This window comes from Streptomyces sp. AC555_RSS877 (genome assembly GCF_019049245.1).
In the GTDB taxonomy this organism is placed as follows: Bacteria; Actinomycetota; Actinomycetes; order Streptomycetales; family Streptomycetaceae; genus Streptomyces.
This window is the reverse complement of record NZ_JAGMUK010000049.1, coordinates 17,259-43,533: the sequence shown is the minus strand read 5'-3', so window position 1 is coordinate 43,533 and position 26,275 is coordinate 17,259. Positions and strand designations below refer to the sequence as shown.

Below are 26,275 nucleotides of genomic sequence, written 5' to 3'. Positions count from 1 at the left end.
TGATGGGCGGTTGAGCTGCCGATGGGGCCTTCCGTGTGGTGTGGGGCTGGTCCTGCAACCGGTCTGTGCGCGGACCGAGTCTTGGCATGCAGAACCGAGTACCCCTCACGCGAGGAGATCCTCTTGACTGCCACAGTCTTCGAGTCCGGCACTTTCGAGCCCGCCGCGGCGCAGGCCTTCTTCGACCCGTACTCCTGTGACCAGCCCGGCACGCCGGGCTGGGAGACGGCTCTGCAGTCCACGGAGGACGACTTCCTGCTGCCGCCGCCGAATCCCGCCCGGCGCCTCGACATCGCGATCGGCCCGCGCGACCGAAGGCGGCTGGACCTGCACGCCGCCCTCACCACGGCCGGCGTCCCGCCCCAGTTCGCGGACCGGGAAGCCATCGACCAGCTCAGCGCCCTGCCCGACAGCATCAACACCACCATCCAGCGCTGGATCCACCACACCACACAAGCCTGGTCCGCCACCCATTAGGCCAGCGGCCGCACCCAGCACGGCGCCGTTGGAACCTCAAAGTCGCCTGTCCCAGGACCACCCGTGTACGAAGGCACGTTGTCTCAGGGGGAATCCGCCCGGCCAGCTCTTCCTGAGCAAGAGGGCGATCCTCGTAGCCGCCCTGATGCGAAGCGTCAGCGCACGCCTGCTGCGTCGAGCAGGGTGGCCACCGTGGGTGCGATGAGCCCCGTCAGTTTGTCGGCTCCGATCCCCGCACGGGCACTGGCGCCGTCGAAGACCAGGCTCAGCTGTCGGGCCAGCAGGTCGGGATCGCTTGCCCCGCCCTGTTCGGCCTCGGCATGGAAGAACGCCGTCAGATTGCTCTTGATCCGATGGGCCACCTGGCTCGCCGGGTGGCTCTGATCCTTGAGCTCGACCTGAACAGCCAGGTACCGGCAGCCTCGGAACTCGGGAGCGCCCGCCTGCGACTCCACCTGCTCGAAGACGTGCAGGATCCGCCGGCGGGGCGAGCGGCCATCGTCCGCCGGGGGCAGGAGGGTCGCCACGAAGTCGGAGGCGCGCTCCTCCAGGCTCGCTGCCAGCAGTTCGTCCTTGCTTTCGAACAGCTGGTACAGGGAGCGCTTCGACACCCCCGCCGTCTTGCACAGTGCCTCGACGCCGATGCCGACACCGTCTCGGTAGGTGAGCGTGGCCGCCGCCTCCAGCAGCCGCTCTCTGGTACTTCGCTTCACTTCGGTGGTCATACCGCGAGGTTAACTCGATGGGGACGAGATGAAAGCGATCGGTTTTCGCGGTGTGCCGGGGCGGTTTCCGGCACGGCTTCCCGGGTGCCGCGCACGTCCCGCTCTCACGGCCGACACACACCACGGCCAAAGCGCCCCATGGCACCGTCCGGGGGTGTTGGCGTCCCGCTACGCCGTGGCGGCGGTCTTCGCGGGCGTCGTCTCGACCGGGATGCGGTGCAGACCCTTGCGGTCGTACCAACCGGTGATGCCGAAGCCGAAGACCGCGGCCATCGCGAGGCCGACGGCCATCATCACCCAGCCCCGGGTCAGGCCGGCGTCGGCCTGGGCGAGCAGTCCATCGGCCGCCTGGTCGTGAGCGCCGCGCTGCTGATGTGCGTTCCGCTCGCGGCGATCGGGATGAGCGGCGTGCTGACCATGAAGCTCTTCGGCGTCGGCATGGTGTTCGCCGTCCTGGTGGACGTGCTGGTGGTGCGCATCCTGCTGGGGTCGGCCGTCATGAAGCTGATGGGCAGGGCGGCCTGGTGGGCGCCGGGGCCGCTGGCACGCTTCTACACGCGGTACGGCATCAAGGAGACCGACGTGCCGACCAACGCCGAGAAGCCGGTTGCCGTAGCGGGCTGAACCGGCGAGGAGGGGCCGAGCGCGGGGCAGAGCGCATTCCCCTGAGACATTTCGGCCCCCCGTAGGCCCGGCAGCCCTCCTCGCGCGGACGCTTCTGGCCCCGCCTGCCTCACGTCGGGATGTCGGGGGTGCCGGGAATGTCGGAGGTCTTGTACCGTCCGGCGCCAGGACTGCAGTGCAGCCCCGTGCCGGTGGTGCTGCCTCCCCGATCGGGCAGGCCCGGTGTGCCGGGATGCCGGCAAGACGGGCCCGGATGCTTCGACTGCCTGCAACGGTCAGTGATTGTCAGTGGCGAGTGCGAGCCTGAGAGGCATGGATGAGCTGGAGTTCATGCGCGGTCGCGTCTATGGCGCCGACCATGACGATGCCGGGCCCCGCCCCGGCCGCGTCTACGTGGAACTGATCGGGGGGCCGCTGGACGGTCTGCTCCTGGACGTCACTGACAGATCCGACAGCGAGCTGCGCGGGGGCGTTGCGCTGCCGACGGAAATAGGTGCCTGCGGGCCGGGCGGCCGCGCCCTGTACGCCCCTCGTGGTGCGGATGGCAGGCACTTCGACTGGCGGGGCGACATGCCCTGACCTTGCAGGTTCAGCACGTCGGAAGGGGCTCGCTCCGAAATCATGGGGCGGCCGAACCGCGGGTACTGCGCAGGACGGTTCGCTCCGGGACGTCCGGGTGAGGCTCGGCTGCGGCAGGCGGAATCACCCGCTGCGGCCGTCCCGTCGTCCGTGTAGACCGGGTGTTCCTGGGCACTCGCCGCACGTGGCTCCGGCCGTCGGGACGAGAGAACGGCCGGGGCAATGGATCACTCCGCGAAACTCTCCGGTAGCGTCAAGGTATGAGTCATCCACACCCAGAGCTAACCGCCGCCCCACCTCTGCCCAAGGGAGGGCTGCGGGTCGTCGCGCTGGGCGGCCTTGGTGAGATCGGCCGCAACATGACCGTCTTCGAGTACGCCGGCAAGCTGCTCGTCGTCGACTGTGGCGTGCTGTTCCCCGAGGAGAACCAGCCCGGCGTGGACGTCATCCTCCCGGACTTCACCTCGATCCGGGAGCGCCTGGACGACATCGTCGCCGTGGTGCTCACCCACGGACACGAGGATCACATCGGGGGAGTGCCGTATCTGCTGCGCGAGCGCTCCGACATTCCCGTCGTCGGTTCCAAGCTGACGCTGGCGTTCCTGGAGGCCAAGCTCAAGGAACACGGCATCCGGCCGCGCACGGTGCGGGTACGTGAGGGCGAGCGGCGCGGGTTCGGGCCCTTCGAGTGCGAGTTCGTCGCGGTCAACCACTCGATCCCGGACGGCCTCGCGGTCGCGATCCGCACAGGTGCAGGCATGGTGCTGCACACCGGCGACTTCAAGATGGACCAGTTCCCGCTGGACGACCGCATCACCGACCTGCGCGCCTTCGCCCGCCTCGGCGAGGAGGGCGTCGACCTCTTCCTCACCGACTCCACCAACGCGGAGGTTCCCGGCTTCACCACCTCCGAGCGCGAACTGAACCCCGCGATCGAGCAGGTGATGCGGACCGCCCCGCGCCGGGTGATCGTCTCCAGCTTCGCCAGCCATGTGCACCGCATCCAGCAGGTCCTGGACGCCGCGCACCAGCACGGCCGCAAGGTCGCCTTCGTCGGCCGCTCCATGGTCCGCAACATGGGCATCGCCCGCGACCTCGGCTATCTGAAGGTGCCTTCGGGCCTGGTCGTGAGCACCAAGGAAATGGAGAAGCTCCCCGACCACAAGATCACTCTGGTGTGCACCGGATCCCAGGGCGAGCCCATGGCGGCTCTCTCCCGGATGGCCAACCGCGACCACGTGATCCGCATCGGCAAGGGCGACACCGTCCTGCTCGCCAGCTCCCTCATCCCGGGCAACGAGAACGCCATCTACCGGGTGATCAACGGGCTGACCCGCTGGGGCGCCAACGTCGTCCACAAGGGCAACGCCAAGGTGCACGTGTCCGGACACGCCAGCGCCGGGGAACTCGTCTACTGCTACAACATCGTCAAACCCCGCAACGTCATGCCCGTACACGGCGAGTGGCGCCACCTGCGGGCCAACGGTGACCTCGCCATCCGTACCGGCGTCGACCCCGAGCGGGTCGTCATCGCCGAGGACGGAGTCGTCGTCGACCTCGTCGACGGCCGCGCCAAGATCACCGGCAAGGTGCCCGCAGGCAACGTCTACGTGGACGGCATGGAAGTCGGTGGCGCCACCGAGGCGTCCTTGAAGGACCGGCTCACCCTCGCGGAGGAGGGCGTGGTCACCGTGGTGGCCATCGTCGACGCCGACACCGGTGCCCTTGCCGAGACTCCCGACTTCCTGGCCCGCGGCTTCGTCCATGACGACACCACCTTCGAGCCTGTCATCCCAGTCATCGAGAAAACGCTGGCGACCGCCGCCCAGGAGGGCGTGGGGGACGCGCACCAGCTCGAACAGCTCATCGCCCGCGCCGTGGCGAACTGGGCGTTCCGCACGTACCGCCGCAAGCCCCTCATCATCCCCGTCATCATCGACGCCTGACCGGGCCGCCTTCCCGTCCCTGCCCGGCCGGCGGCAGGGACGGTTTCGCGCCTGCGTCCAACCCGCGCAGAGCGACGTTCCGGGCACCGAAGGTGCCGCAGAAAGGTAGACGGATGAGCGCGCGTTTCCAGGAGATCGACTGGCGCCCGACAGCGATGGGCGACATCAGCCTGCGGCGCCGACGCGACCCGGCCTCGGGCACCGACGTGTACGAGGTGAAGCTCGGTGACGAGTTCTTGATGTCCAGCCTCTTCACCGCCGGCGAGATCGCGCTTGCGGAAATCGGACTGGCGACATTGCCGGACGCCGAACTGGACGTCGCCGTCGGCGGACTCGGACTCGGGTACACCGCCGAAGCGGTGCTGGACGACCCCCGAGTGCGCTCACTGGCCGTGATCGAAACGCTCGCCGAAGTCATCGACTGGCATCAGCGGGGCCTGGTGCCCCTCGGCCCCCGGCTGACTTCGGACGTCCGCTGCCGCCTGGTTCAAGGCGACTTCTTCGCGATGGCGGCGGATGCGCGCGGTCTGGACCCGAAGGAGCCGGGCCGCCGCTTCCACGCCATCCTGCTGGACGTCGACCACTCGCCGCGCCACGTGCTCCACCCCCGCCACGCGGCGCTCTACCAGCCCGCCGGGCTCCGCGCTCTCACCGGACACCTCCACCCCGACGGGGTCTTCGCCCTGTGGTCGAACGACCCACCGGACGAACAGTTCACCTCCGCGCTCACGGAGGTCTTCGCGCATGCAGCGGCCCATGTCGTCGACTTCGGCAATCCTCTCCAGGGCGGCACGTCGAGCAACACGGTCTACGTCGCCAGGACAGGACCGCAACTGCCGTAGGCAGACGGTTCGCCACATGGGAGGTCATCGACGTCGCCCCAGCGAGCGCCGAAGGATGTGGCTTGCGGAGGTGGCACCGCAGTGACGGTTCAGCGGTGGTGGGGCTGCTGGCGAGTCATGGCGTCGGCCAGCTGTCGTCGGGCCACATACAGTGCCGTGTCCAGCTGACGGGTACCGGTGACTACGCACAGCGTGTACGTCGCGTCGTCAAGCTGGCGCGCGGTCTCCGCGCTGCCGCCGGACGTCAGGCGCCGTTTGAGCGTCTCGCACCGTTCGACCAGCTCCCGCAGGAGCGAAGGATGCGCCATCACCATGGTGACCGCCTCCGTCCTCGCGTATCCGGGACCACAGCTCTTCACCCATACGGTGGCAGCCATCGGCGTCCGCCGCACCTCGAGGACTACGGGTTGCGCCCGGTCACCAACCTGCGCAAAATACGGCGTCCACCAGGGAGAGCACGGCTGGGGCGGTGCATGCGCTTCCAGTGTTCCCGGGCGTATGTGGACACCTCCAGGAACGGGCGACGGCGCTATGTCACAGCTCGCTGCGGAAACACCGAAGCCGTGATGCGGCATCGTTCCCGCCAGCCATGCCCCAAGCCCTGACCTTGCTTCTCATTGCCGGGTCGACAGCGCGGCCGCGGACAGCGGTCGCTGCTCGGGTGGCATTGGGCACCCACAGGCCGCACCCGGTCTCCAGCTGTTCCAGCACCTGCGGTGAGGTCATGCCCTCAGCGCACGGCGGCCAGGCACCGCGGCGCCGCCTCGATACAGCCGGCCTCATCCGGTCCCTCCCACCTCAGTCGAGGTGGACCGGAATCCGGTGGTCCGGCTGGCCGTCCTTGGCCAGGATCCAGTGCGCTTCGGCCACCGCGCGGTACAGGAGCAGGCCGGAAGAGGGATTCACGTCGTCGCACGTCCAGGCGTGGCCGCCATGGCGGAGGGAACGGTGTGAGAAGACCTCCATAGCGCGCTCGATGTCAGGCTGCCCGGCGACCGGTTCGGCCACCGCGGACATGTAGACGCCTTGGCCGGTGCCGATCGCCGCCGATGAGTCGAAGACGGCGATGCCCACCTGGGGGCGTACCGCGAGGTTGCGTGAGTGCGCGGCCCGTGGTGAGGAGAGCCAGTAGAACTCGATGCACTCCAGGTGGGCGAAGTAGACCGGGGAACTCCACGGCCGACCGTCCGCGTCGGCGGTGGCAAGCACCATGTACAGGCTCGTGTCGACGATGCCGCGCGCGTTGTCGGCGGGCGATCCTTCGGATCCGACGGAATTCAACTCACTGGCCCCTGCGGTAGGTGAAGACGATGTCCTTCTCCCGGGCGGCCGAGTCGTCCTTCGACCGGTCCCGGACACCGCCGTCCGGAGCGGGTTCCGGGGCCTGCGTGCCCTGGAGCAGGAACCGCTCGTCCAAGGTCCACTCGGACACGCAGCGCCCGACGGACGACGGCAGACCGGTGAACTCGGCCTCCACCACCCAGTCGCCCACCGGAATGTCCAACCTCGTCAGCGCTTCCTGCCCTGCAGTTGCGTCCACCGCAAACACCTCCTTGCATGAGGACGGCAGCGGCGAACGAAACTCATCGGTCCCCGCACTCGAACACAAGGCCCCCATCGCTGGGTGGTTGAGAAAGGGCGCTCACCACCCCGCCGATCCGCCCGTCAGGTCGGACAGGATGACCAGGACACCGGTCAGGATGGCGATGCCGCCCGCGGTGGAGCGGACCAGTGCCCCCAGGGCCACGCCGAACTCGCCGACCAGGCCGAGGTGGAGACCGGTCTCCTGCCGGCCGGGACCAGACCGGCAGGAGAGCGATGTCAGCGGCACCAGCCGGTGCTCCGGCTGCGACTACGGTTCAGCATTCACGAGCAAGGCGGACACCGTCACAGGCCCTTTTGGATGCGGCCGACGAGTGCTTGTACCGCCGCCTTCTGGGACGTTGTCAGCGCTCCGTTGTCCACCTGCTGCGCGGTCCAGTCGCCGATGTCTCCCAGACGTGCCAGGGCACGGTTCACGTGTTGGTCGGTGCTCTGCGCACCACTCGCCACGTAGGTGATCCAAGCGGCTGTGACGGAAATCTGGACCTCCCGGGCCTTCCCGCTCGCCGTCGGTGCGCCCGGAGCGTCGAGGGTCGCTACCGGTCACGCAGCTCTCCCGCTGCCACCTTGGCCTCGCCGAGGCCGCCGAGGACGGTGTCGACGCCGAAGCGGTAGGACCCCGACCCGACCTCGAACACGGCAGCGCCGTCCTCCATCCGGAGGAAGCGCACACCCTTGGCGCCGTCAGCCGGCCGGCCGCCCTCGGTGACCGCCCGGCGCGTCGTCGCCGGAACGTGGACCTCCGCGACGGTGTTGACCGGGACCGTCACCTTCAGGTCGACAGCGCCGTTGTCGGTGCTCCACCGCGACGACAGACGCCCGTACACGGTCTTGAGGCTGCCCGAGCCTTCCGTCAGGGTTCCGCCGGGCACCGGCGCGATGCGGGAGCGCTTGTAGCCGGGGTCGATCGCGGAGAGGCCGCCGATGTTCTGGAACATCCAGTCACCCACGGCGCCGTAGGCGTAGTGGTTGAAGGAGTTCATGTCGACGGGGCCGAAGTCGCCGTTGGGCATGATCGAGTTCCAGCGCTCCCACACGGTGGTGGCACCGGTGACGACCTCGTAGCCCCAGGACGGGTAGTCCTTGTGCAGGAGCATCTTGTAGGCCAGGTCGTCCCGGCCGATCCTGCTCAGGGCGGGCAGCAGCAGCGGCGTGCCGATGAAGCCGGTCCGCAGGTGGTAGTCGGTGAGCGCCAGTTTGGCCACGAACTTCTCGCCGACCTTCAGGGCCAGTGCCGGATCGGAGACGAGGTCCATGCCGAGGGCCATCGCGTATCCGGTCTGCGAGTTGCGCTTGACGGTGCCGTCCGCTGCGACGTAGGCCTTGGTGAAGGCGGCGCGGATGTCGGTCGAGAGTTTGCCGTACTCGGAGGCCGCCGCGTCGTCGCCGAGGGCCTTGGCCGTCTCCGCCATCATGCGGGCGTTCTCGGCGTAGTAGGCCGTGCCCAGGATGCCTTGCTCGGTCGGGTCGTCCAGGTGCAGCCAGTCGTCGGTGAAGAAGGTGGTGCGGCCGGGTTCGAGGAGGTCCGGTCCGGCGCTGTCGCGCACGAACTGGAAGAACTTCTGCATGGCGGGGTAGTTCTCGCGCAGGATGCGGGTGTCGTCGTAGGAGCGCCACACGGAGTACGGCACGGTGATCATCACGTCCGACCAGCCGACACCGCTGTCGCCGAACTGCCCCTGCGGGGTGGGGACGACCGCCGGCAGGTCACCGTTGGCGTACTGGGAATTGCGTACGTCCGCCATCCAGTGGGACAGGAACGCGCGGGTGTCGACGAGGTAGTTGGCCGTCGGTGCGAACAGGCTGATGTCGCCCGTCCACCCCAGGCGCTCGTCGCGGGCGGGGGTGTCGGTGGGAATGGAGAGGAAGTTGCCCCGCTGGCTCCAGGAGATGTTGCTCGCCAGTCGGTTGAGCATGGTGTCCGACGTCTTCAGCGTGCCGGTGGACGGGAGGTCGGATCCCCACACGACGCCGTTGACGGCGGAGAGCGCCGGAGGTTCGTTCAGTCCGGTGATCTCGACGTAGCGGAAGCCGTGCTGGGTGAAGGTGGGTTCGTAGGTCACCGTTCCGGTCTCGGCGAAGGTGTAGCGGTCGGTGACCTTGGCGCTGCGGAAGTTGTCGGTGTACAGGGTGCCGTTCTTGTTGAGCACCTCCGCGTAGCGGATCTTGGCTGTCTGGCCGGCGGAGCCGGTCAGCGTCAGGCGCGGCACGCCGACCATGTTCTGGCCGAGGTCGTAGACGTAGGTCCCAGCGGCGGGCTCGGTCATCTTCTGTGCATCGAGGACCTGGGTCCGGCGCACGGGCTCGTCGCTCTGCGGGACCAGGAGGGCGGTCCGGGACTCCAGGCTCGCGGTGGGTTCCCACGTCGTGTCGTCGAATCCCGGCCGGCTCCAGCCCGACGGCTTCAGACGGGCGTCGTAGGTCTCGCCGTCCTGAAGGTCTGCCTTGACGTAGGGGCCGTCCGCCGCCTTCCACGAACCGTCCGTGGCGATCCAGTCGACCGACCCGTCGGTGTAGGTGATGCGCATCCTCGCCACGAGAGCGGGGGTGTCCCCGTACTGGCGGGTCCAGCCGATCCCGACCTTGCCGGCCCACCAGCCGTCCGCCAGGGAAGCGCCGATCGCGTTGTCGCCGCTTGCCAGCAGCTTCGTCACGTCGTAGGTCTGGGACTGGATGCGCTTGTGGTAGTTCGTCCAGCCCGGGGCAAGTACCTGGTCGCCGACGGGCTTTCCGTTGATCTCCAGCTGGTAGACGCCGAGTGCCGATGCGTAGACCCTCGCCGAGGCGACCTTCTTGCCGGCCTTGGTCGCGAAGTCCTTGCGCAGCAACGGCTGGGGACGGGCCGCGGGTCCGTAGAGGGAATCGGTGGTACCGGACACCGCGAGGGCGGAGTCGACGATTTCACCGCCGGTGAACGGGTTCCGTCCGGACGCGAAGTCGGTGTCGAGGAGAGTGGCGCCGTCGGTGTTCGTCACGACGGCGTCGTAGACCGTTCCTCGTTCGCCGCAGCAAGCGTGCGTGCGGAAGCCGACGTAGCCCTTGGAGAACGTGGAGTCCGTGAAGGTGTTGACCAGCTTGCCGTCGAGGGTCGTGGTGATGGTGGTGCCCGCCACGTCGTAGCGGACGGTGTGCCGGCCGGCCAGGAGATCTGCCTTGGTGAAGCCGTGGGGCGCGAGATCCACTCGCTGGACCACGGTGTAGTTGCCCTTGACCTGCTTGTGCAGGTTCAGCATCGGGGTCGAGTCGGTGACGCTGAACTGCCACATGTATCCGTTGCTCACGTCGGAGGCGCGCAGGAACATGCCGAAGGCGGCGTTGTCGAGTGTGAACTCGACCGTGGCGGTGTAGTCGGTCCACTTGTCCAGCTCACTCGCGGCCTCAGGGCGAGTGATCCACTGGGCGCCGTCCCAGTCGCCGGGCTCCAGCAGGCCCGTCTCGAAGTACGCGTCAGCGCTCCACGGACTCGCAACCCCCTTGTCGTCCCAGGCCCGAACACGCCAGGAGTAGCGCGTGGCTGACTCGAGGTCAGGGCCTCCGTACTTGACGTCGACCTGGCGGCCGGAAGCCACCTTTCCGGTCGACCACACGTCGCCAGACCCTGGCGTGCGCCCGACCTGGATCTCGTACGCCTTCTGCGAGGTCGCCCGGCGGTCCGACGCCAACTGCCAGCCGAAGACCGGGTCCTCACCACCGATGCCCAGTGGATTCACCCGGCCGTTGGTGGTCAGAGCCTTCACGGTGAACGGCGTGTCCGACACCGACGCCGCGGGGGACAGGGGCGCCGGCAGAACCGTCAGGCTTCCGAGTACGGCAAACATGACGAAGCCTCTGAAGAGCGGGTACAAAAGCGTGCGTTTGCGGAGCACGGCATCTCCATGTATTGAATCGTTTCAATATGCGGGGTTAACCGGACGCTCCCATGTGGCGCGTGACACGTCAAGAAGTGGTACGCGGGCTCTTGAATGCTTCTGCCGTCAATGCGAGGGCGGCAGGGGGCCGGCCCGCGCGTATGAGAGGTGGTCGCGGATCGCGACCAACTGTGGCGCTCTCGCCGGTTGTTCGGTTCGCGGGGTCAGTCAGTCGGATGCGCGCGAGCTGCCGGTTCAGCGGCAGTCGTGGCAGGCGGGCGCCAACGTCACAGGCTCGGTGCCTGTGCAAACGGGCGGCAACGTCAAAGGCCCGGTGCTTGAAAGCACCGGGCCCCTCGCCCGCACTCTCCCCGTCCCCACAGGTGAGCGCGGGCCACCACATGCCGCTTACATGTGGACTGTGGGAGCTGCGTCCGCGTCGACCGCCGGGACGCCGCGCCGGTAGAGCAGCACCGTGGTCAGTGCGCCGGCCGCGAAGAAGCCGGCCGACCACCAGTAGGCGGTGGAGTAGGACTCCAGTGCCGCCTGGGCCTGGTTGAGTTTGTTGGCGGGGTCCTTGCCGACCAGGTAGGCGGTGGCGGCGCTGGCGGCGAGGGTATTGAGCAGCGCCGTGCCGATGGAACCGCCGATCTGCTGCATGGTGTTGACGGAGGCGGAGGCGACCCCGGAGTCCTCCGGGGCGACGCCGCTGGTGGCGAGGCTCATGCCCGGAGCCATGATCAGGCCGATGCCGAGGCCGGCGAACAGCAGCGGGCCGAGGATGTGGGCCGCGTACGTGCTGTCCATGTCGAGAGCGGTCAGCCAGACCAGGCCGACGGCTCCGAGAACCATGCCGAGCGGGACCACGATCTTCGGGCCGAAGCGGGGGATCAGGAAGCTGGTGGACATGGTGGCGCTCACCATGAGGGCGCCGACCATCGGGAGGAAGGCCAGGCCCGTCTCGACGGCGGAGTAGCCGAGGCTGAGCTGCAGGTAGTAGGTGAGGAAGAGGAACACGCCGAACATTCCGGCACTGGAGATCAGCATGGCGATGAAGGACGCGCCACGGTTCCGGTCAAGGAGTACGCGCAGCGGCAGCAGCGGATGCGGGGCCCTGGTCTGCCACCAGGTGAAAGCGGTCAGCAGTGCGGCGCCGACGGTGAGGAAGCCCCAGGACATCGGCGAGCTCCAGTCGTGGGACTCGGCGTTGGAGAAGCCGTAGACGATGCTGAAGAGGCCGGTGGTGACCAGGGCGGTACCGGGGAGGTCGAGCTTGGAGTTCCGGTCGCGAGCCGTGCTCTTGAGAAGCATCGCACCGCCGACGAGGGCGAAGGCCGCGATGAAGAGGTTGACGTAGAGGGTCCAGCGCCAGTTCATGTACTCGGTGAGGACACCGCCGAGCAGTAGGCCGACCGCCGCGCCGGAGCCGGCGATGGCGCCGTAGACGCCGAAGGCCTTGGCGCGTTCCTTCGGGTTGGTGAAGGTGGTGGTCAGCAGGGAGAGCGCGGCCGGGGCGAGCAGTGCGCCGAACAGACCCTGAAGGGCACGGCCCGCGACGAGCATCTCGAAGTTGACGGCGGCGCCGGCCACGGCCGAGGCGGCCGCGAAGCCGCCCACGCCTACCAGGAAGGCGGGCTTGCGCCCGAAGAGGTCGGCTATCCGGCCGCCGAGCAGCAGCAGGCTGCCGAAGGCGAGCGAGTAGGCGGTGACGATCCAGGTCCGGTTGCCGTCGGAGAAGCCGAGGCCGGCCTGGGCGGACGGCAGGGCGATGTTCACGATGGTCGCATCCAGCACGACCATCAGCTGGGCGAGCCCGATGACGGCGAGAATCCACCACCGGTGGCGAGGCCCGGCCTCTTCGGCCTGGGCACCGCTCTTTCCGAGCGACACCGCGTCCGGCGCTGCGGCTGTCTGAGACATGGGGACGTACTCCAGTCGTAGATCAGATGGCGAACGTGTGAAACGAAACCGTTTCGTTCATTTACGATAGGGGGCGCATGAGCGAAACGCAAGCGTTTCGCTTGAGGGGGGCGTCGCCCGAGGGATCGAGGACTGGTGCCAGGCGGCCGATCCGGGAAGGAAAAGGCGCCACTACAGCGGGCCGGAGGCCGCATCGGTCGCGGCATGGACACGGACCGCGACCTTGCCGGTGGCCCGCTTTCTCAGGGCTACGTCGTGCAGCGGAACCACGCCGACCGAATCGGTCATCCTGGGGCACTGGCGCATCGTCGGTCGGGCTGGGGCCGGGCAGTCCGGCCTAGGCGTCGGCGCGCGGGACTCGGCCGGGCCGTCACACGCGGTCGGAGGACGCGGCGCCGCGGGGCAGGGGCAGGGGCAGGGGCAGGGGCATGGACGTACGCGCAGAGGTCCGGCGGCGTCTCAGCGTCGCCTCACTTGGGTGGCCGAACGGACTCCCGGATCACCAACTGCGTGCTGAGGGTCATGTGGTCGTCGCGCCCGATGCTCTCCTCCCGGTCGAGCGCCAGGCGTACGGCGGTTCGTCCCAGCTCCACGTAAGGCACACGGACTGTGGTGGGGGACGGCGTGAGGTCCGTCGCGTAGGGGGCGTCGTGAAAGCCGACCAGTGACACGTCACGGGGGGCCCGCAGGCCCGTCTCGCGCAGGGCGGCCAGGGCGCCGACGGCGATCGCGTCGGTCCCGGCGTGGACGGCCGTGAACTCCAGGCCGGCACACCGTCGGGCCGGCGGGATCGGGGGCTCACGCCGCGAGCTGTGGCCGTGACCCGTTCGGCCAACTCGTGCACGGCGACTGCCGCACTGCCGTCGGGGCGGGTACGGCCACCGTCCCCTGCTGCTTCGGCGGTCGTGTGGTCCGGCCACGGCGGCCGGCGAAGACGTAGAGGCGCAGGATGAGGAAGCGGCCTGCGCCGGCGAGGCCGGAGGCGCTGAGGTAGACGATCTGCTCAGTCAGCATGCCGGGGGAGGGCTGCACCATGTGCAGGATGTGGACGGCGATGCTGGTCGCCAGGTAGGCGGCGGTCGCCGAGCCCGCGGACTGCCAGTGCTCTCGCCATCCGGCGCTGCGTCCTTTGGCGAAGGTGAAGCGGGCGTGGAGTTCGGTGCACAGCAGGGTGGAGGCGACGGTGGTGATCGCGTTCGAGACCGCCCAGGGCATGGTCATGGCCAACAGTGCTACCGAGAGGCTGGAGAGGGCTCCCACGCCACCTCCGAAGATCACGAAGCGTATGAAGGTGGCGAGGAGGTCAGGGGCGGCCGAAGTCGCCGTCTCGGGCTTCTGTACGAGCGGCGACTTCATGGCGGGTGCTCCCTCAGAGGCTGCGGGCGGTGATGTCGCCGTAGGCGGTGGTCGCGTGGATGTCGAGCTGGGCGGCGGCGCCCTCGGTGTTCAGGAGTGAGTTGTGGATGCGGCCGTACGTGGTGCCGGCGTCCAGATGGGCGGAGACTCCGCGGGCGGCGCCGATGGACACCTGGCCGGACTCGGTGCGCAGTGTGACCGTGCCGCGCACGGCTTCGTGGATCTGAAGGTCGCCCTTTTGGGTGCTGATCTCGCCGGGGCCGCCCAGGCGGCCGACCGAGATGTCACCGGCGAGGAGGGTGAGGCGGGCGCTCGCGGTCTCGTCGAGCTTGACCGTGCCCTCCGCACCCTCGAAGGTGACGTCGCCGAGCCGTCCGACGCCCCGGAACTCGGCGCTGGCCGTCTTCGCCTCGACGCGGGAGCCGGCGGGCAACTGGATGGTTACCTCGACGGATCCGGAGGCGCCGAGGAGCCTGTTTTTAGCCGGTGAGGCCTCGATCCGCAGGACGCCTTCGCCGTATTCGACCGTGGTCTGCTCGGCCGCCTTCACGTCGCGGGTCTTCGAGGCGTCCGCCGGCAGGACCTCGACCGTGGTGTCGGCCCGGTCGGCGGCGATGAACCGGATGCGTCCCGCGGGGATGTCGAGGACGGCGGAGATCGGGGCGGGGGTGTCGAACTTCTGCATCGTGCTCTCCTTCTTCTGGCAGCGTGCGCTCCGTCGGCTCGCTGTTTCCGATGAGAGAAAGCTACGTTGCGTTTACATAATTGGCAACGAACTCGTTGCACTTATTCGCCATAACTGCAGGTTAAGCGCGGTAAATCGTTGCAATGACCTTCGAAGCAAATGCAACGGCTGTCTCGTTGCGTTGCAATGAAGTGTCGATGAACGCTATGCTGACGACGCCAACGAGCACGACACGAGGAGACGCGATGCCGGGAGGCAGGCTCACCCAGACCGAACGCCAGGACATCGCGCTGGGGCTGGCCGACGGCCTTGCCTATGCGGAGATCGCCAGGCGTCTCGATCGTCCGACCTCGACGGTCACGCGTGAGGTGATGCGCAACGGCGGCCCCACCGCCTACCGCGCCGACCTGGCCCACCGCGCCACCGAACGCCGCGCCCACCGGCGCCGGCAGCCCGCGCACCAGGACACGGCGGCACCCCCGCAGGCCCACGGACGCGAGGCCGAGGCCGTGCACGAGTACGAGGAGGTGTTCACCACCGTCCTCATGGGTTCGGGCATGCCCGCGATGATGTCCCGGGTGATGGCCTGCCTCACCCTCACCGACTCCGGCAGCCTCACCGCGTCCGAACTCGTCCAGCGCCTGAAGGTCAGCCCGGCGTCCATTTCCAAGGCGATCGCGTTCCTCGAGAGCCAGGGCTTCGTCCGCCGGGAACGCGACGAACGCCGCCGCGAGCGCTATGTCGTCGACGACGACATCTGGTACCAGTCGATGATCGCCAGCGCCCGGTCCACCGCCAAGATCGTCGAGATCGCACGGCAGGGCGTCGGCGTCCTCGGCCCCGACACCCCGGCCGCCGCCCGTCTGGAGAACGTCGCCCGCTTCCTCGACTTCGTCTCCGAGAGCATCGCCCGCGCGGCGGAGCAGGCCCGCGAGATCCTCCACGCGAAACCCGAGACGCCCTCAGGCGGCACTGTCACGCCACCGGCAGATCGTGCGTAGGCAGCCGCTCACGAGCGTCGGCGCCGGGACGGTGCGGGGCGGGCCGGCCCGCCGTCAAGTCGAGGATGCGGTCGGTGTCCGTCGACAAGCCGTCCGGCGGCAGCGCGAACTCGGCGACGTACGACTCCTGCACGTACCTGTCCTGCTCCCGCCCGGTACTCAGGAGCGTCCGGTGAGGGTTACCCGGCGAGCGGTAACCCGGCGCCGTCCCGGCCGTCGGGGCCGCAGTCTCGTCGTACGCGAGGCGTAACGCGTGTCGCCTCGGTCTCGTACGACGGGAGCCCCATGTCCGCCAATTCCGCCATGCCTGCCCAGTCCGCCACGTCTGCCGCCTCACCCCTGCTGGAGAACCTGGTCACGGAACTCACCGCGCTGCGGCCCCGGATGGAGGAGGTGAGCCTGGCCGTCCACGGGCGGCCGGAGCTGAAGTTCGCCGAGTTCCACGCCCGGGACGTGCTGACCGGCTGGCTCGCGGAGGCGGGCTTCTCGGTGACGGCCCCGGTGGGCGGGCTCCACACCGCCTTCGTGGCCGAGCACGGGAGTGGGCTGCCGGGGCCGTACGTCGCCGTCCTCGCGGAGTACGACGCGCTGCCCGGGGTCGGTCACGGCTGCGGGCACAATCTCATCGCTGCCGGTGGGGCGGCGGCCGCGATCGGAGTCGTCCGCGCCCTGCCCCGGCATCCGGGCACCATCGCCGTGATCGGCACGCCCGGAGAGGAGATGGGCGGCGCGGGCAAGGTGCGGCTGGCCGAGGCCGGGGTGTTCGACGGCGTCGACGCGGCGGTGATGTTCCACCCGGGCGACCGTTCGCTGACCGCCGCGCACGCGCTGGCGGCGGCGCATCTGCGGGTGGCGTTCACCGGTGTGAGCGCGCACGCCGCGAAGTCGCCCTGGGAGGGGCGCAGCGCGCTGGCCGCCGCCCAGCTGTTCCTCAACGCACTCGACGCGATGCGGCAGTTCGTGCCGCCGAGCGCCCGGATCCACGGGATCGTCTCGGACGGCGGTCAGGCCCCGAACGTCGTCCCGGCCCGCGCCGCCGTGGACCTGTACGTACGGGACCGCACAGCGGCCTCGACCCGGGCCCTGGTGGAGCGCGTGCGCGCGGCCGCGGTGGGCGCTGCGCTCGCCACCGAGACGCAGGCGGAGCTCTCCGAGACCGGTCCGCTGTATGCGGAACGCCGCAACAACACCGTGCTCGCGGAGTGGTTCGGGGAGGCCGTGCGCGCGCTCGGCGTGGACATCGCGCCCGGCGACCCGGACAGCCCGGCCGGCTCCTCCGACATCGGCAACCTCTCGAAGCTGCTTCCGGTCATCCACCCGTACATCCAGGTCGCCCCGGCCGGAACGCCGAGTCACTCGGAGGCGATGTGCGAGGCGGCCGCGACGCCGTTCGCCCATGACCGTACGCAGGTCGCGGCGGCGGGCCTTGCTGCGGTCGTCGCCGAACTGCTCACGGAGCCAGGTCTGTTGGAGGCGGCGCGGGCGGAGTTCGCGGCGGGAGTCGAGGTGCTGACGTGAGCGGGCCGCGGACCTACACTCCAGCTCATGTCGGTCGTGATCATCCTGGAGGGGGGCGCCCCCGACCGCTTCGCCGTCACCGTGTCGCCGCTCGCGGAGCTTGCGGCGAGTCTGCACGTGCTGACCGGGCACGCGCACCACACCGAACACGCACCCTGGGCAGAAGAGGTCACCCGTTCCGCACCGCCCGCCTTCCGGGCCGGCCTGCGACGGTTCGCACCGCTGTGGACGGCGCTGCGGTGGCGGGGCTTCTATCCGGGGCTCGACGTCTCCCTGGACCGGTTGCCGCTCGACCGCTTCGCCGAGCTCACCGCCCAGACCTGTGCCAGCGGCTACAGCGGCTTCGACTTCGGCCGCCTGCGCCACGACCCGGCACAGGCCGCCGCACTGCGCCATGCCGCCTCCGGGCTGCCGGAGCCGCATCTCGCCCTCGCCGAGGATCTGTTGCGCGACCCCGAGGCACTGCGCGCGGACGTCCTCGACTTCATCGAGCTGTGCCGCGTCGTCTTCTTCGGTTCCCTGTGGCGGGAGATCGAGCCCACGCTCACCCGCGCCGCGCACCGCGCACGGCAACGGCTCGCGGACGAGGGGCCCGCTGCGGCCCTGCTCTCGCTCAGCACGTCCAGCGCCCGGCTGGACGGACCCGCACGCATCGTCTTCGACAAGGTGCACCACGCGGTGATCAGCCCGGCCCGTACGCCCGTACTGCTGATCCCCACCAGGTACGGGGCCCCGCACCTGCTCGTGAAGGACGAGCCGGGCCTGCCGCCGGTCGTGCACTTCCCGGTCGACACCCCGGAGGTGGGCGTCACCCTGGCCCGCAGCCGCATGCTCGCGCTCACCGATCCCCGCCGGGTACGGCTGTGCCGGCTGATCGCCCGGCAGGCCATGACCACCGCCGACCTCGCAAACCGGCTGCAGATGACCCGCCCTCAGGTCTCCCGTCATCTGCGCACCCTGCGCGACCTGGGACTCGTACGCGTGGAACGCAACGGCCGCTACGTCCACTACGGCCTCGACCTCATCGCGGTCGAGCGCATCGGCCGGGACGTGGCGACAGCGCTGCAGTACTGACTGCGCCGGCGCCCCTTGGAAAAGTCTTCCCCCACCTTGGAGTGCAGCCATGACCGGTCATATGACACGCCGATACCCGATCGTCCGGCATCGCGAACTGTGGCCGTCCATCCCGTGGAGCGCGCTGCGCCGGCGGGCTCTGGTCGCCAAGGCGGACGAGATCCTCGTGTACCGGACCGGCCGGGACGTGTACATGGACGGCACGGCCGACGCCTCCCTGGCGGCGCGGGCCACCGCCGTGAGCGTCGTCGACCTGAGCCGCGACGTGACGCTGATCTCCGCGTGGACGTTGGCGGCGCGCGACTCGGCGTTGGACTTCCCGGCCCGGGTGACCTACCGCTGCACGGTCGTCGATCCGATCGAGGTCGTCCGGGCGAGCAGCACGGACGCCGTCCGGAACACCCGCCGCTTCCTCACCCGGGACCGCGAACCGTCCGGGCTTCACCGTGCCTACGCGCCCGGCGACGAGCGGGGCCTGCACGAGGCCCTGACCACGCTGGTCACGGCGCGGCTGGCCCGAAGGACCGTCCCAGGGGTGCGTGTGCTCGCCGAAGTGCACGTGGGGCCCGCAGACCTTCACGCCATGGAAGCCTGACGCCCGCTGTGGGCGGGGCACCCGCACGCGACGACGGCCCGGGTTGTGATCACCGGATCCGGCCGCCGCAGGGCCGGGAGCCTCCCTCATGCCCAGTCGACCGCAAATCCCGGACACGTCACCACGGGGCTGTCCTCCGGCTCGAGAACCATGTCGACAAGCTCCGGCAGCTGATCGTCGCTCGGCATGCCACGCCTGCGCCCCCGCGTCGCGCGCACCAGGCTGCGGACGTCGCGTGGCGTGACGCCGAGACGTCCTTCGCCGACAGCCCGCCCGGTCGAAGGACTCGGCGAGCGTGGCCGGGCGGCGCAGCCGGTGTGCCGTGCAACTGCCGCGGGGCACGTTCTGTCCGGCGCAGTTCCGGTGACCTGGCCGATCCGCGCTATCCGCTCGGCCCGCTCGCCTGATGCTGCCGGGCCGGGCGGGCCAGCGCGTCGACGGTCGCGGCGAACAGCCACGGCAGCCGCTGGGCCAGAGGCACCAGCGCCGCGCGAGCGGGGGGCATCCGCGTCGCGCCGAGCAGCGCGTGGGTCAGCCAGCGGTAACGCCGTGTGAGCCGGCGCCACTCCCGCTCGTAGCCCGCCACGTCACCGTTGATGACGGCCCGGACGGCCGCCGGTGCCTGCGCGAGCGCCAGCGCGACGCCCTCACCGGTCAGCGCATCGACGTAGCCGGCGGCGTCGCCGACGAGCAGCACCCGGCCGACGGTGCGCGCGCTCGTGTCCTGGCGGAGCGGGCCCGCCCCACGCACCGGCCCGGCGTGCAAGGCCCCGGCCAGCCGCTCCCGCAGCTCGGGGAAGGCGGCGAGGTGGTCGTCGTACGATCCGCGAGCACCGGTGAGCACCGCGACCCCCACGAGGTCGCCGGCCACCGGGGTCACGTAGGCCTCCGCGTGTGGGGCCCAGTGCACTTCGACGTGGTCGCTCCACGGGACGAGCTCGTAGTGGCGCCGCAACCCGTGTCGCGGTCGGGCCCGGCGCGGCCGGTCGAGCCCCAGGGCCCGGCGGATCGGCGAGTGCAGGCCGTCAGCCGCGACGAGGTGCCCGGCCCGCGTGCCGTCGACCGACACACCGTCCTCGTCCTGCTCCACACGTCGCGCGGTGCGCTGCTCGACCCGTACGCCCGCGGCGAGCACCGTCTCACGCAGCGCCGCATGCAGCGTCGTGCGACGTACCCCGCGGCCCGGGCCCGCTGCGAAGTCGGCGTCGACCCGGCGTGGTCCGGCGATGTAGCGGATGCCGCGCAGGTCGTGCCCCGGCGGGTGCACGCCGAGCGCTCCCAAGGCGGTGACGGCACCGGGCATCAGTCCCTCGCCGCACGCCTTGTCGACGGTGCCGGCGCGTTGCTCCCACACCGCGACATCGAGCCCTGCCCGGGCCGCGTGCAGGGCCGTGGCCAGGCCGGCCGGCCCCCCGCCGACGACGAGCAGGTCCATGTGCGCCTCCTTCAGGCCAGTTGTGCCAGGGCGGCATCTTCGGTGCGGATGCGGGTGGCGAGCAGGAACCCGTTCAGGCTGGTGAAGACGACGGCCGTGATCCAGGCCGAGTGCACCAGGGGGAGCGCGATCCCCTCCACGACGACGGCGACGTAGTTGGGGTGCGGGATCCAGCGGTAGGGGCCGCCCGTCACGCGTGCGGCGCCCGGCACGACGATCACCCGGGTGTTCCACTGCCGTCCCAGGGTGGCGATGCACCACCACCGCAACGCCTGCGAGGCCGCGACGAGGGCGAGCATGGACCAGGCGAGGACCGCCGGCGTGTCCGGTCGGCGCATCCACACCTCCACGAGCGCGCCGACGAGCAGGCCCGTGTGCAGCACCACCATGAACGGATAGTGCCCCCGCCCGCACTCCACGCCGCCCCGCGCGAGGCTGAGGGCGGCGTTGCGCCGGGAGACGACCAGCTCGGCGACCCGCTCCAGGCCGACGGCCAGAATAAGGACCGTGAACAGGACCTCACTGCTCATCGCTCACCTCCCGGAGCGCGCAGGAGCACGAACTCGGAACAGAAACCAGGGCCCATGGCGATCATGAGCCCGTAGGAGCCGGGCGGGGGAGGACGGTCGGCGAGGGTGTCCGCCAGGACGTGCAGCACCGAGGAGGAGGACAGGTTGCCGATCCGGCGCAGCGAGTCCCAGGTCATGCCCAGGGCCTCCCGCTCGACGCCCAGGGCGTCCTGCAGCGCTTCGAGGACCCGGGGGCCGCCGGGGTGCGCGACGTACCAGCCGAGGTCGTCGTGGGTCAGCCCGTGGTCGGCGAGGAAGCCGCGGACGTCGTCGCCGACATGACGGCGCACCAGGTCGGGGACCGCGGGGTCGAGCACGATCTTCAGCCCGCCGGAGCCCACGTCCCAGCCCATCATGCGCTCCGAGTCGGGGTACAGGCGGCTCCGCGACGCGAGGACTTCTGGACGAGCCGGGTCGTCGGACTGCGCGAGCGCGTGCTCGGTCCCGACGGCGACCACCGCCGCGGCGCCGTCCCCGAAAAGGCCGCTGGCCACGAGATTGGCGACCGAGGTGTCGTCGCGCTGCAGCGTGAGCGAGCACAGCTCGACCGACATCAGCACCGCGACCCCGTCCGGGCGGCCGCGCAGCAGGTCGTGCAGGCGGGCGATACCGGCCACCCCCGCCACGCAGCCGAGGCCGACGAGGGGCAGGCGCACCACGTCGGGCCGCAGCCCGATCTCCGCCGCGACGCGGGCCTCCAGCGAGGGGACGGCCAGGCCGGTCACCGTGCACGACACGATGTAGTCGACGTCGGCCGGTGTCAGGCCGACGCTCTTGAGCGCGTCGACGACCGCGCGAGCGCCGAGCTCGACGCCGGCCCGGATGAAGACGTCGTTCGACTGGCCGAAGCTCTCGAGCCGGGCGTACTCGTCCAGCGGGAGCACGGTATGCCGGCTCTCGACGCACACGTTGCCATGGAACCGTTCCACGAGGCCGCGCTTGGCAGAGTCCTCGACCAGCATGGCGGTGAGGGACTTGGTGATGTCCTCCTGCCGGTGGCGGTGCTCGGGCAGGGCGCCGCGAACGCTGAGGACGCGCATGGTCATGCTGGCTCCTGTGGTCGGCTGGTCGAGCGGGTGGGCGCTGCGAGCGCCCAGGCGAGGCCGAGCGCGACGGCCGGGGCGAGTCGCCCCCGGACGAGTCGAAGCCCGACGAAGTCGTCGAGGACACTCTGGCCGGCGACCGAGACGCGCAGCCCGGCCCCGGGGAGCCGTGTGCGGGCGGGGCGGCACGCCACGGCTGGGGCGGCGAAGTCCGCCCGGCCCAGGAGGGCGACGCGCATGCCTGGATCGGCGCTGAATGAGGGCGCCATCAACCGGCCGCCGCGAGCAGTACGACGACGTCGAGCAACGCGATGGCCACCGCGGCCCGGAAGGGAGTACGACCGCGGGTGACCAGCGTGAGCAGCGCGAGGACGGTCACCAGAGTGAAGACCGCCCACGCCCACGCCGGGGGCGTTCCCGTGGGGCCGAGCACAGCGAGCAGCGAGGCGGCGGGCAGCAGCACGGCGGCAAGGACGCGTGAGCGACGTTCGCCGATCCGGTGCGGGAAGCCGCGGACGCCGGTCCGTTCGTCGTCGGCGAGGTCGGGCAGCGTGTTGAGAACATGCGCCCCCACACCGAGCGTGGCACCGGCGCCGGTCATCCACAGCGGCGCCCAGCCCTGGCTGGGGTCGGCGAGGGTGACGACCGAGGGCAGTGCCCCAAAGGCGCAGGCGTACGGCGCCCAGGACCAGACGGTCGCCTTGAGCCCGAGGTTGTAGGCGTGGCCCGCGCCCGTGGCGAGGGTGGCGTTGAGCAGCGCGCTGCGCCAGCCCGCCAGCGCGGACAGCACCAGGCAGGCGAGCGCGGCCACGACCAGAGTTGTCATCACCCGGCCGACCGGGAGGGCTCCGGTGGCCAGTGGCTTGTCGGTGCGGCCGACGGCGCGGTCACGACGGAGGTCCAGCAGGTCGTTGCCCCAGCCGATCGTGAGCTGGCCGGTGAACACCGCCGCGGTGACGGCGACGGCGTCGAGCGGAGACAGGCCGGCGCGGAGAGCGAGCAGGCCCGCGACGACGGTGACCGCAAGGGAGGGCCCGCCGTGGGCGGCGGCGAGCAGCGCGGGCATGGGCAGTGGTCCGGACCGCGCCGGGACCGCGCGGGTGGTCACGGGCATCGACGCCCCTCGACCGGCCTGGCAAGGGTCGTGGCGCCGGGCACGTCGGGCGCTCTGCGCACCGTGCGCGGACGCAGCGTGGGCGTTCTGCCGGGCGCGGCGCCCTTCATGGGATGTCCCGTGGCATAAAGGATCGCTGCCACGATGCCCACCCACTCACACGAGGCACTCCGGCATTTGGTGGACGTCCGGATGCCCACGGCATCGCAGTCCCCTCTGTGCTGTGCATACGCGCGGCCGCGGCCAGGAAGGTCATGACAGTCAGTATCAGGGGCGAGGCGTCGACAACGCCGCCATGTGTTCCGCCGCGGGCGGCGACGCCGCAGAATGGAAGCATGGACAGGGACGTCCTCACGGTTTCCGGCGTGCGGGACAGACTGGGCAAGGCGCTCTTCAGCCGCGTCGCGGGGCCGGACGGCCCCGCGAACCGGGCTCGCATCCACAACACGCCGGGGCCGCGGTGGTTCGGCGCTGACCGGCCCATCCGCGTCGTGCACGGCGACGCCTCGATGTTCATCGGCGGACTGCGTGCCCTGCTGCTGCAATCCCTGCACCCGCTGGCCATGGCCGCCGTGGCGGCTCATTCCGGGTACCGCGGCGACCCCTGGGGACGGTTGCAGCGCACCAGTACGTTCCTCGCCGTGACCACCTTCGGAACCGCCGACGACGCCCGCAGCGCCGTCGAACGGGTCCGCGCGATCCATGAGCAGGTCAAAGGTATGACAGCGGAGGGCGAGCACTACCAGGCGTCCGATCCCCACTTGCTCGAGTGGGTGCACATCACCGAGACGGACAGCTTCCTTCGCGCCCACGAGCGCTTCGGGGCGCGGCCCCTCGCGTCCACCGACTACGACGCCTACGTGGCGGACACGGCGAAGGTGGCGACGGCCCTCGGGGTGCCGGACCCGCCGCGGACGCGGTCGGACCTCGAAGCACGCCTGGCCGCGTACCGTCCGGAACTCCGCGCCACGCCGGAGTGCAGGGCGACCGCGCGCTTCCTGCTGGTACACCCACCACTGCCGCTTGCCGCCCGGCCCGCCTACGCCCTGCTCGCCGCCAACGCCGTGACGTCCCTCCCGGAGTGGGCCCGCAGACTGCTCGGACTCCCGCGCGTCCCCGTGCTCGACGACCTCGCGATACCGCTCACCGGCCATGTCCTGACGAGGGCGATCAGATGGAGCATGAGTCCCCCGCCCTCGGCCGACGCCCGGTGAGACTCGCCGGCCGCCCGCGGCACAGCCACGCACCTTGGGCCTCTGCATCCGCAACCGCAGCGTTCCCTTCGCCGGCTTGCTGAGTGGAAACGGCTTCTGGCCCGGGGAAATGCAGGTGACGTGTAAGGACTCCTCTCCTTACCATCGGGCGTTGCGCATCCTCGCCTCGCGTCCCTGATCGGCCACCGCATGAAATCCTTCGTTCCCGGCGTGCTGCGTGATGAGCCGCAGTTCGCCCGCCTGTTCATAGGGCAGTCCCTGTCCGTGCTGGGGGACCGTGTCTCACTCGTGGCCGTGCCCTTCGCGGTGCTCTCGGTGGGCGGGACCGCCTCCGACGTCGGGCTCGTGGCCGCCGCGGGGCTGTTGCCCATGCTGTTGTTCACCCTGGTGGGCGGGGTGTGGGCGGACCGCTTCCGGCGGCATCGCATCATGCTGATCTCCGACGTGGTGCGGTTCGCGGTCCAGGGACTCATTGCCGGGCTGCTGCTGAGCGGTGTTGCCGAGGTTCCGCATCTTGTCCTGCTGATGATCGTGTTCGGCACGGCGGACGCGTTCTTCATGCCTGCTGCCGCAGGGCTGATGCCGCTGGTGGTCGGACCCGATCGGCTGCGGGAGGCCAATGCTCTGCGCGGGTTCGTCCTGTCGTCCGGGCTGGTGCTCGGCCCGGCCCTGGCCGGTGGGCTCGTCGCCTTGGCCGGCCCGGGCGGCGCCCTGGCTCTGGACGCACTGACCTTCGCGGTCAGCGCCGCTTTCCTGGCCCGGCTGAGACCGCGCGACCCGGCACCCGGGACAGTGAAGGCCAGTACCGGGGGGACGTTCCTCGGAGAGCTGCGCGCCGGGTGGGTGCAGGTGCGCAGCCGGACGTGGGTGTGGTCGGCCATGGGAGCCATGGCGGTCTACCACGTCGTCGTGCTGCCGTCGGTGTTCGTGCTGGGACCCGTCCTTGCCCAAGAGGAGTGGGGCGGTGCCGCAAGCTGGTCGGTGGTGGTCGCGGCCTTCGGCATCGGCTCCCTCGTCGGAGACGTCTGCGCCTACCGGCTCAAGATCGCGCGCCCCATGGCTCTGGCCGCTGCGGCGCTCGCTGTGGCTTCCTGCCAGGCGGTCATCATCGGATCCGGCGGTTCACTCGCCCTGATCGCGGCCCTTGAAGGGGTCACCGGCATCGCCGTCTCCCTCTTCTTCGTCCTGTGGGAGACCGCACTCCAGACACACGTGCCCCAAGCCGCCCTGTCCCGCGTGAGTTCGTACGACTACCTGTTGTCGGCAGGACTCATGCCGCTGGGCCTGGCACTCGCCGGCCCGGTGTCCGAGTCCCTCGGCGTGCGGCCCACTCTGTACGCCATGACGATCGTCGCGGTACCGACCGCCCTGGCGCTGCTGTGCGTCCCGGCCGTCAGACGCCTTCCCGCGCACGCCTCGGGCACTGCGGTCGGCACGAGTGGCGTCCACCCTGTCTCGGCGGCCACTCTTCCCTGAGGAGGGGCAGGCCGACACGCCTGGCCCCCCGACCTGACGGTCGGCGGGCCGCGCCGTCAGCTCGTCAAGCGCAACCGGTCCAGTTCGCCGCCGATCACATCCCGCAACACATCGTGCTGCGGACCGAGTCTGAACCGCTCGTCATGCCACCGCTCACGCGGACACAGCCACACCGGTCTGCCCACCAGTTCGGCCGGCTCCCACTCGAACCGCGGCCAGACATGGGCATGCAAGAACGGGTCTGTGTCCCAGACTCTCCAGGTTGACGCGGCGGAAACCGGGGTCCAGCTGCCGGCACGCGCGTTCAACCGCTTCTCCGAGTCGGTCCATGTCGGACAGAAACGACAGCCGCTTGGGCCTGGGCAGGTCGGAAAGCCGTTGAACATGCAGTTATCCACGAGGAGTACCGAGTAGCCCGGCAGGAACTGAACGTCGCCGATCACCGCGAACGCCGACTCAAGCCGCCGCATCACGGTCGGATTCTGGCCCTGCAGAGCAGACCCGATCCGGTCCACCCGCCAGTCATCAGTCACGGCCCGAGCCTGCCCACACGTGATCGTGACCAGACCTGCTCTCCGCTCACTGGTACGAGGCCTGTCTGCCAACCCACCGGCCGGCGCCCGGCACTGGAA

General features: G+C 70.2%; 28 protein-coding genes and 2 pseudogenes. 12 read left to right on the top strand and 18 right to left on the bottom strand.

The genetic code is table 11. The features are described 5' to 3' along the window. Window positions 1–123: 123 nt before the first annotated feature. Entirely contained in the window at window positions 124–477 is a 354-nt protein-coding gene (locus KUM49_RS21015; protein ID WP_254401563.1) for a hypothetical protein, read from the top strand. A 155-nt stretch (window positions 478–632) separates the two neighbouring features. On the opposite strand, the gene KUM49_RS21010 is transcribed toward KUM49_RS21015, so the two are convergent. After that, on the bottom strand, window positions 633–1,202 hold the full coding sequence (locus KUM49_RS21010) for a TetR/AcrR family transcriptional regulator (RefSeq protein ID WP_217238430.1): 570 nt from the start codon (window positions 1,200–1,202) through the stop codon (window positions 633–635). 216 nt (window positions 1,203–1,418) lie between these two features. Between KUM49_RS21010 and KUM49_RS50735 the strand changes: the two genes are divergently transcribed. The 4 genes from KUM49_RS50735 to KUM49_RS20990 all read left to right on the top strand — a co-directional run bounded on the left by KUM49_RS50735 (window position 1,419) and on the right by KUM49_RS20990 (window position 5,193). Further along, window positions 1,419–1,826: an MMPL family transporter gene (locus KUM49_RS50735; protein WP_374200184.1), complete on the top strand. Its 408-nt coding sequence runs from the start codon at window positions 1,419–1,421 to the stop codon at window positions 1,824–1,826. Window positions 1,827–2,138: 312 nt separating this feature from the next. After that, entirely contained in the window at window positions 2,139–2,405 is a 267-nt protein-coding gene (locus KUM49_RS21000) for a hypothetical protein (RefSeq protein ID WP_217238429.1), read from the top strand. A 260-nt stretch (window positions 2,406–2,665) separates the two neighbouring features. Beyond that, entirely contained in the window at window positions 2,666–4,351 is a 1,686-nt protein-coding gene (locus tag KUM49_RS20995) for a ribonuclease J (RefSeq protein ID WP_217238428.1), read from the top strand. 113 nt (window positions 4,352–4,464) lie between these two features. Further along, window positions 4,465–5,193 carry a spermidine synthase gene (locus KUM49_RS20990; protein ID WP_217238427.1) on the top strand — a complete coding sequence of 243 codons (729 nt, stop codon included), beginning with the start codon at window positions 4,465–4,467 and terminating at the stop codon, window positions 5,191–5,193. A gap of 89 nt (window positions 5,194–5,282) precedes the next feature. Here KUM49_RS20990 and KUM49_RS20985 read toward each other — a convergent pair whose 3' ends face one another. After that, window positions 5,283–5,570, bottom strand: coding sequence for a DUF5133 domain-containing protein (locus KUM49_RS20985; protein ID WP_254401562.1), 288 nt, complete (start codon window positions 5,568–5,570; stop codon window positions 5,283–5,285). Here KUM49_RS20985 and KUM49_RS49840 point away from each other — a divergent pair. Then, window positions 5,493–5,798 (top strand): CGNR zinc finger domain-containing protein, encoded by a 306-nt coding sequence (locus KUM49_RS49840; protein WP_302185461.1) that lies wholly within the window; start codon window positions 5,493–5,495, stop codon window positions 5,796–5,798. The two genes, KUM49_RS20985 and KUM49_RS49840, sit on opposite strands and share 78 nt — an antisense overlap. Window positions 5,799–5,991: 193 nt before the next feature. On the opposite strand, the gene KUM49_RS20975 is transcribed toward KUM49_RS49840, so the two are convergent. The 9 genes and pseudogenes from KUM49_RS20975 to KUM49_RS20945 all read right to left on the bottom strand — a co-directional run bounded on the left by KUM49_RS20975 (window position 5,992) and on the right by KUM49_RS20945 (window position 14,604). Continuing rightward, a complete protein-coding gene (locus KUM49_RS20975) occupies window positions 5,992–6,474 on the bottom strand; it encodes a pyridoxamine 5'-phosphate oxidase family protein (RefSeq protein ID WP_217238426.1) in 483 nt (160 codons plus the stop codon). Between the two features lies 1 nt (window position 6,475). Continuing rightward, window positions 6,476–6,733 (bottom strand): hypothetical protein, encoded by a 258-nt coding sequence (locus KUM49_RS20970; protein WP_217238425.1) that lies wholly within the window; start codon window positions 6,731–6,733, stop codon window positions 6,476–6,478. A gap of 102 nt (window positions 6,734–6,835) precedes the next feature. Then, window positions 6,836–7,024, bottom strand: a complete 189-nt coding sequence (locus KUM49_RS49835; protein WP_217238424.1) for a hypothetical protein — start codon at window positions 7,022–7,024, stop codon at window positions 6,836–6,838. 56 nt (window positions 7,025–7,080) lie between these two features. Beyond that, on the bottom strand, window positions 7,081–7,212 hold the full coding sequence (locus tag KUM49_RS49830) for a hypothetical protein (protein ID WP_302185460.1): 132 nt from the start codon (window positions 7,210–7,212) through the stop codon (window positions 7,081–7,083). Window positions 7,213–7,331: 119 nt separating this feature from the next. Next, window positions 7,332–10,613, bottom strand: coding sequence for a family 78 glycoside hydrolase catalytic domain (locus KUM49_RS20960; RefSeq protein ID WP_217238423.1), 3,282 nt, complete (start codon window positions 10,611–10,613; stop codon window positions 7,332–7,334). Window positions 10,614–11,051: 438 nt separating this feature from the next. Continuing rightward, window positions 11,052–12,563, bottom strand: coding sequence for an MFS transporter (locus KUM49_RS20955; protein WP_217238422.1), 1,512 nt, complete (start codon window positions 12,561–12,563; stop codon window positions 11,052–11,054). Between the two features lie 470 nt (window positions 12,564–13,033). Further along, a pseudogene (locus KUM49_RS48465) lies at window positions 13,034–13,333 on the bottom strand (substrate-binding domain-containing protein); the annotation flags it as partial. A gap of 28 nt (window positions 13,334–13,361) precedes the next feature. Further along, window positions 13,362–13,919: a GtrA family protein gene (locus KUM49_RS20950; RefSeq protein WP_217238421.1), complete on the bottom strand. Its 558-nt coding sequence runs from the start codon at window positions 13,917–13,919 to the stop codon at window positions 13,362–13,364. Window positions 13,920–13,932: 13 nt separating this feature from the next. Beyond that, window positions 13,933–14,604, bottom strand: a complete 672-nt coding sequence (locus KUM49_RS20945) for a DUF4097 family beta strand repeat-containing protein (RefSeq protein ID WP_217238420.1) — start codon at window positions 14,602–14,604, stop codon at window positions 13,933–13,935. Window positions 14,605–14,849: 245 nt separating this feature from the next. On the opposite strand from KUM49_RS20945, the gene KUM49_RS20940 reads away from it, so the two are divergent. Then, the gene (locus KUM49_RS20940; protein ID WP_217238419.1) at window positions 14,850–15,605 is read left to right on the top strand and encodes a helix-turn-helix domain-containing protein; all 756 of its coding nucleotides are present in this window, start codon (window positions 14,850–14,852) and stop codon (window positions 15,603–15,605) included. Here KUM49_RS20940 and KUM49_RS20935 read toward each other — a convergent pair. Beyond that, entirely contained in the window at window positions 15,580–15,738 is a 159-nt protein-coding gene (locus KUM49_RS20935; RefSeq protein WP_217238418.1) for a hypothetical protein, read from the bottom strand. The two genes, KUM49_RS20940 and KUM49_RS20935, sit on opposite strands and share 26 nt — an antisense overlap. A gap of 152 nt (window positions 15,739–15,890) precedes the next feature. On the opposite strand from KUM49_RS20935, the gene KUM49_RS20930 reads away from it, so the two are divergent. The 3 genes from KUM49_RS20930 (at window position 15,891) to KUM49_RS20920 (ending at window position 18,792) form a co-directional block, all read left to right on the top strand. Further along, window positions 15,891–17,123: a M20 family metallopeptidase gene (locus KUM49_RS20930; protein ID WP_254401561.1), complete on the top strand. Its 1,233-nt coding sequence runs from the start codon at window positions 15,891–15,893 to the stop codon at window positions 17,121–17,123. Between the two features lie 27 nt (window positions 17,124–17,150). After that, window positions 17,151–18,197, top strand: a complete 1,047-nt coding sequence (locus KUM49_RS20925; RefSeq protein ID WP_217238417.1) for a DUF5937 family protein — start codon at window positions 17,151–17,153, stop codon at window positions 18,195–18,197. A 61-nt stretch (window positions 18,198–18,258) separates the two neighbouring features. Beyond that, window positions 18,259–18,792 carry a hypothetical protein gene (locus tag KUM49_RS20920; RefSeq protein WP_217238416.1) on the top strand — a complete coding sequence of 178 codons (534 nt, stop codon included), beginning with the start codon at window positions 18,259–18,261 and terminating at the stop codon, window positions 18,790–18,792. A 382-nt stretch (window positions 18,793–19,174) separates the two neighbouring features. Here KUM49_RS20920 and KUM49_RS20915 read toward each other — a convergent pair whose 3' ends face one another. Genes KUM49_RS20915 through KUM49_RS20895 form a run of 5 tightly spaced genes read right to left on the bottom strand, consistent with a single transcriptional unit; the run spans window position 19,175 to window position 22,953 of the window. Beyond that, window positions 19,175–20,227, bottom strand: a complete 1,053-nt coding sequence (locus KUM49_RS20915) for an NAD(P)/FAD-dependent oxidoreductase (protein ID WP_217238415.1) — start codon at window positions 20,225–20,227, stop codon at window positions 19,175–19,177. A gap of 11 nt (window positions 20,228–20,238) precedes the next feature. Next, window positions 20,239–20,757, bottom strand: coding sequence for an isoprenylcysteine carboxyl methyltransferase family protein (locus KUM49_RS20910; protein ID WP_217238414.1), 519 nt, complete (start codon window positions 20,755–20,757; stop codon window positions 20,239–20,241). Further along, window positions 20,754–21,842: a type III polyketide synthase gene (locus tag KUM49_RS20905; protein ID WP_217238413.1), complete on the bottom strand. Its 1,089-nt coding sequence runs from the start codon at window positions 21,840–21,842 to the stop codon at window positions 20,754–20,756. The genes KUM49_RS20910 and KUM49_RS20905 overlap by 4 nt, the downstream gene beginning before the upstream one ends. After that, entirely contained in the window at window positions 21,839–22,078 is a 240-nt protein-coding gene (locus KUM49_RS20900; protein WP_217238412.1) for a hypothetical protein, read from the bottom strand. Before KUM49_RS20900 ends, KUM49_RS20905 begins: the two co-directional genes overlap by 4 nt. Window positions 22,079–22,107: 29 nt before the next feature. Next, window positions 22,108–22,953 (bottom strand): UbiA family prenyltransferase, encoded by an 846-nt coding sequence (locus KUM49_RS20895; protein ID WP_217238411.1) that lies wholly within the window; start codon window positions 22,951–22,953, stop codon window positions 22,108–22,110. Between the two features lie 335 nt (window positions 22,954–23,288). Between KUM49_RS20895 and KUM49_RS20890 the strand changes: the two genes are divergently transcribed. Both KUM49_RS20890 and KUM49_RS20885 read left to right on the top strand, forming a co-directional pair. Beyond that, window positions 23,289–24,167: an oxygenase MpaB family protein gene (locus KUM49_RS20890; RefSeq protein ID WP_217238410.1), complete on the top strand. Its 879-nt coding sequence runs from the start codon at window positions 23,289–23,291 to the stop codon at window positions 24,165–24,167. A 189-nt stretch (window positions 24,168–24,356) separates the two neighbouring features. Then, window positions 24,357–25,643, top strand: a complete 1,287-nt coding sequence (locus KUM49_RS20885) for an MFS transporter (protein ID WP_217238409.1) — start codon at window positions 24,357–24,359, stop codon at window positions 25,641–25,643. A 56-nt stretch (window positions 25,644–25,699) separates the two neighbouring features. Here the strand turns inward: KUM49_RS20885 and KUM49_RS20880 are convergent. After that, a pseudogene (locus KUM49_RS20880) lies at window positions 25,700–26,176 on the bottom strand (HIT family protein). Between the last annotated feature and the right edge of the window lie 99 nt (window positions 26,177–26,275).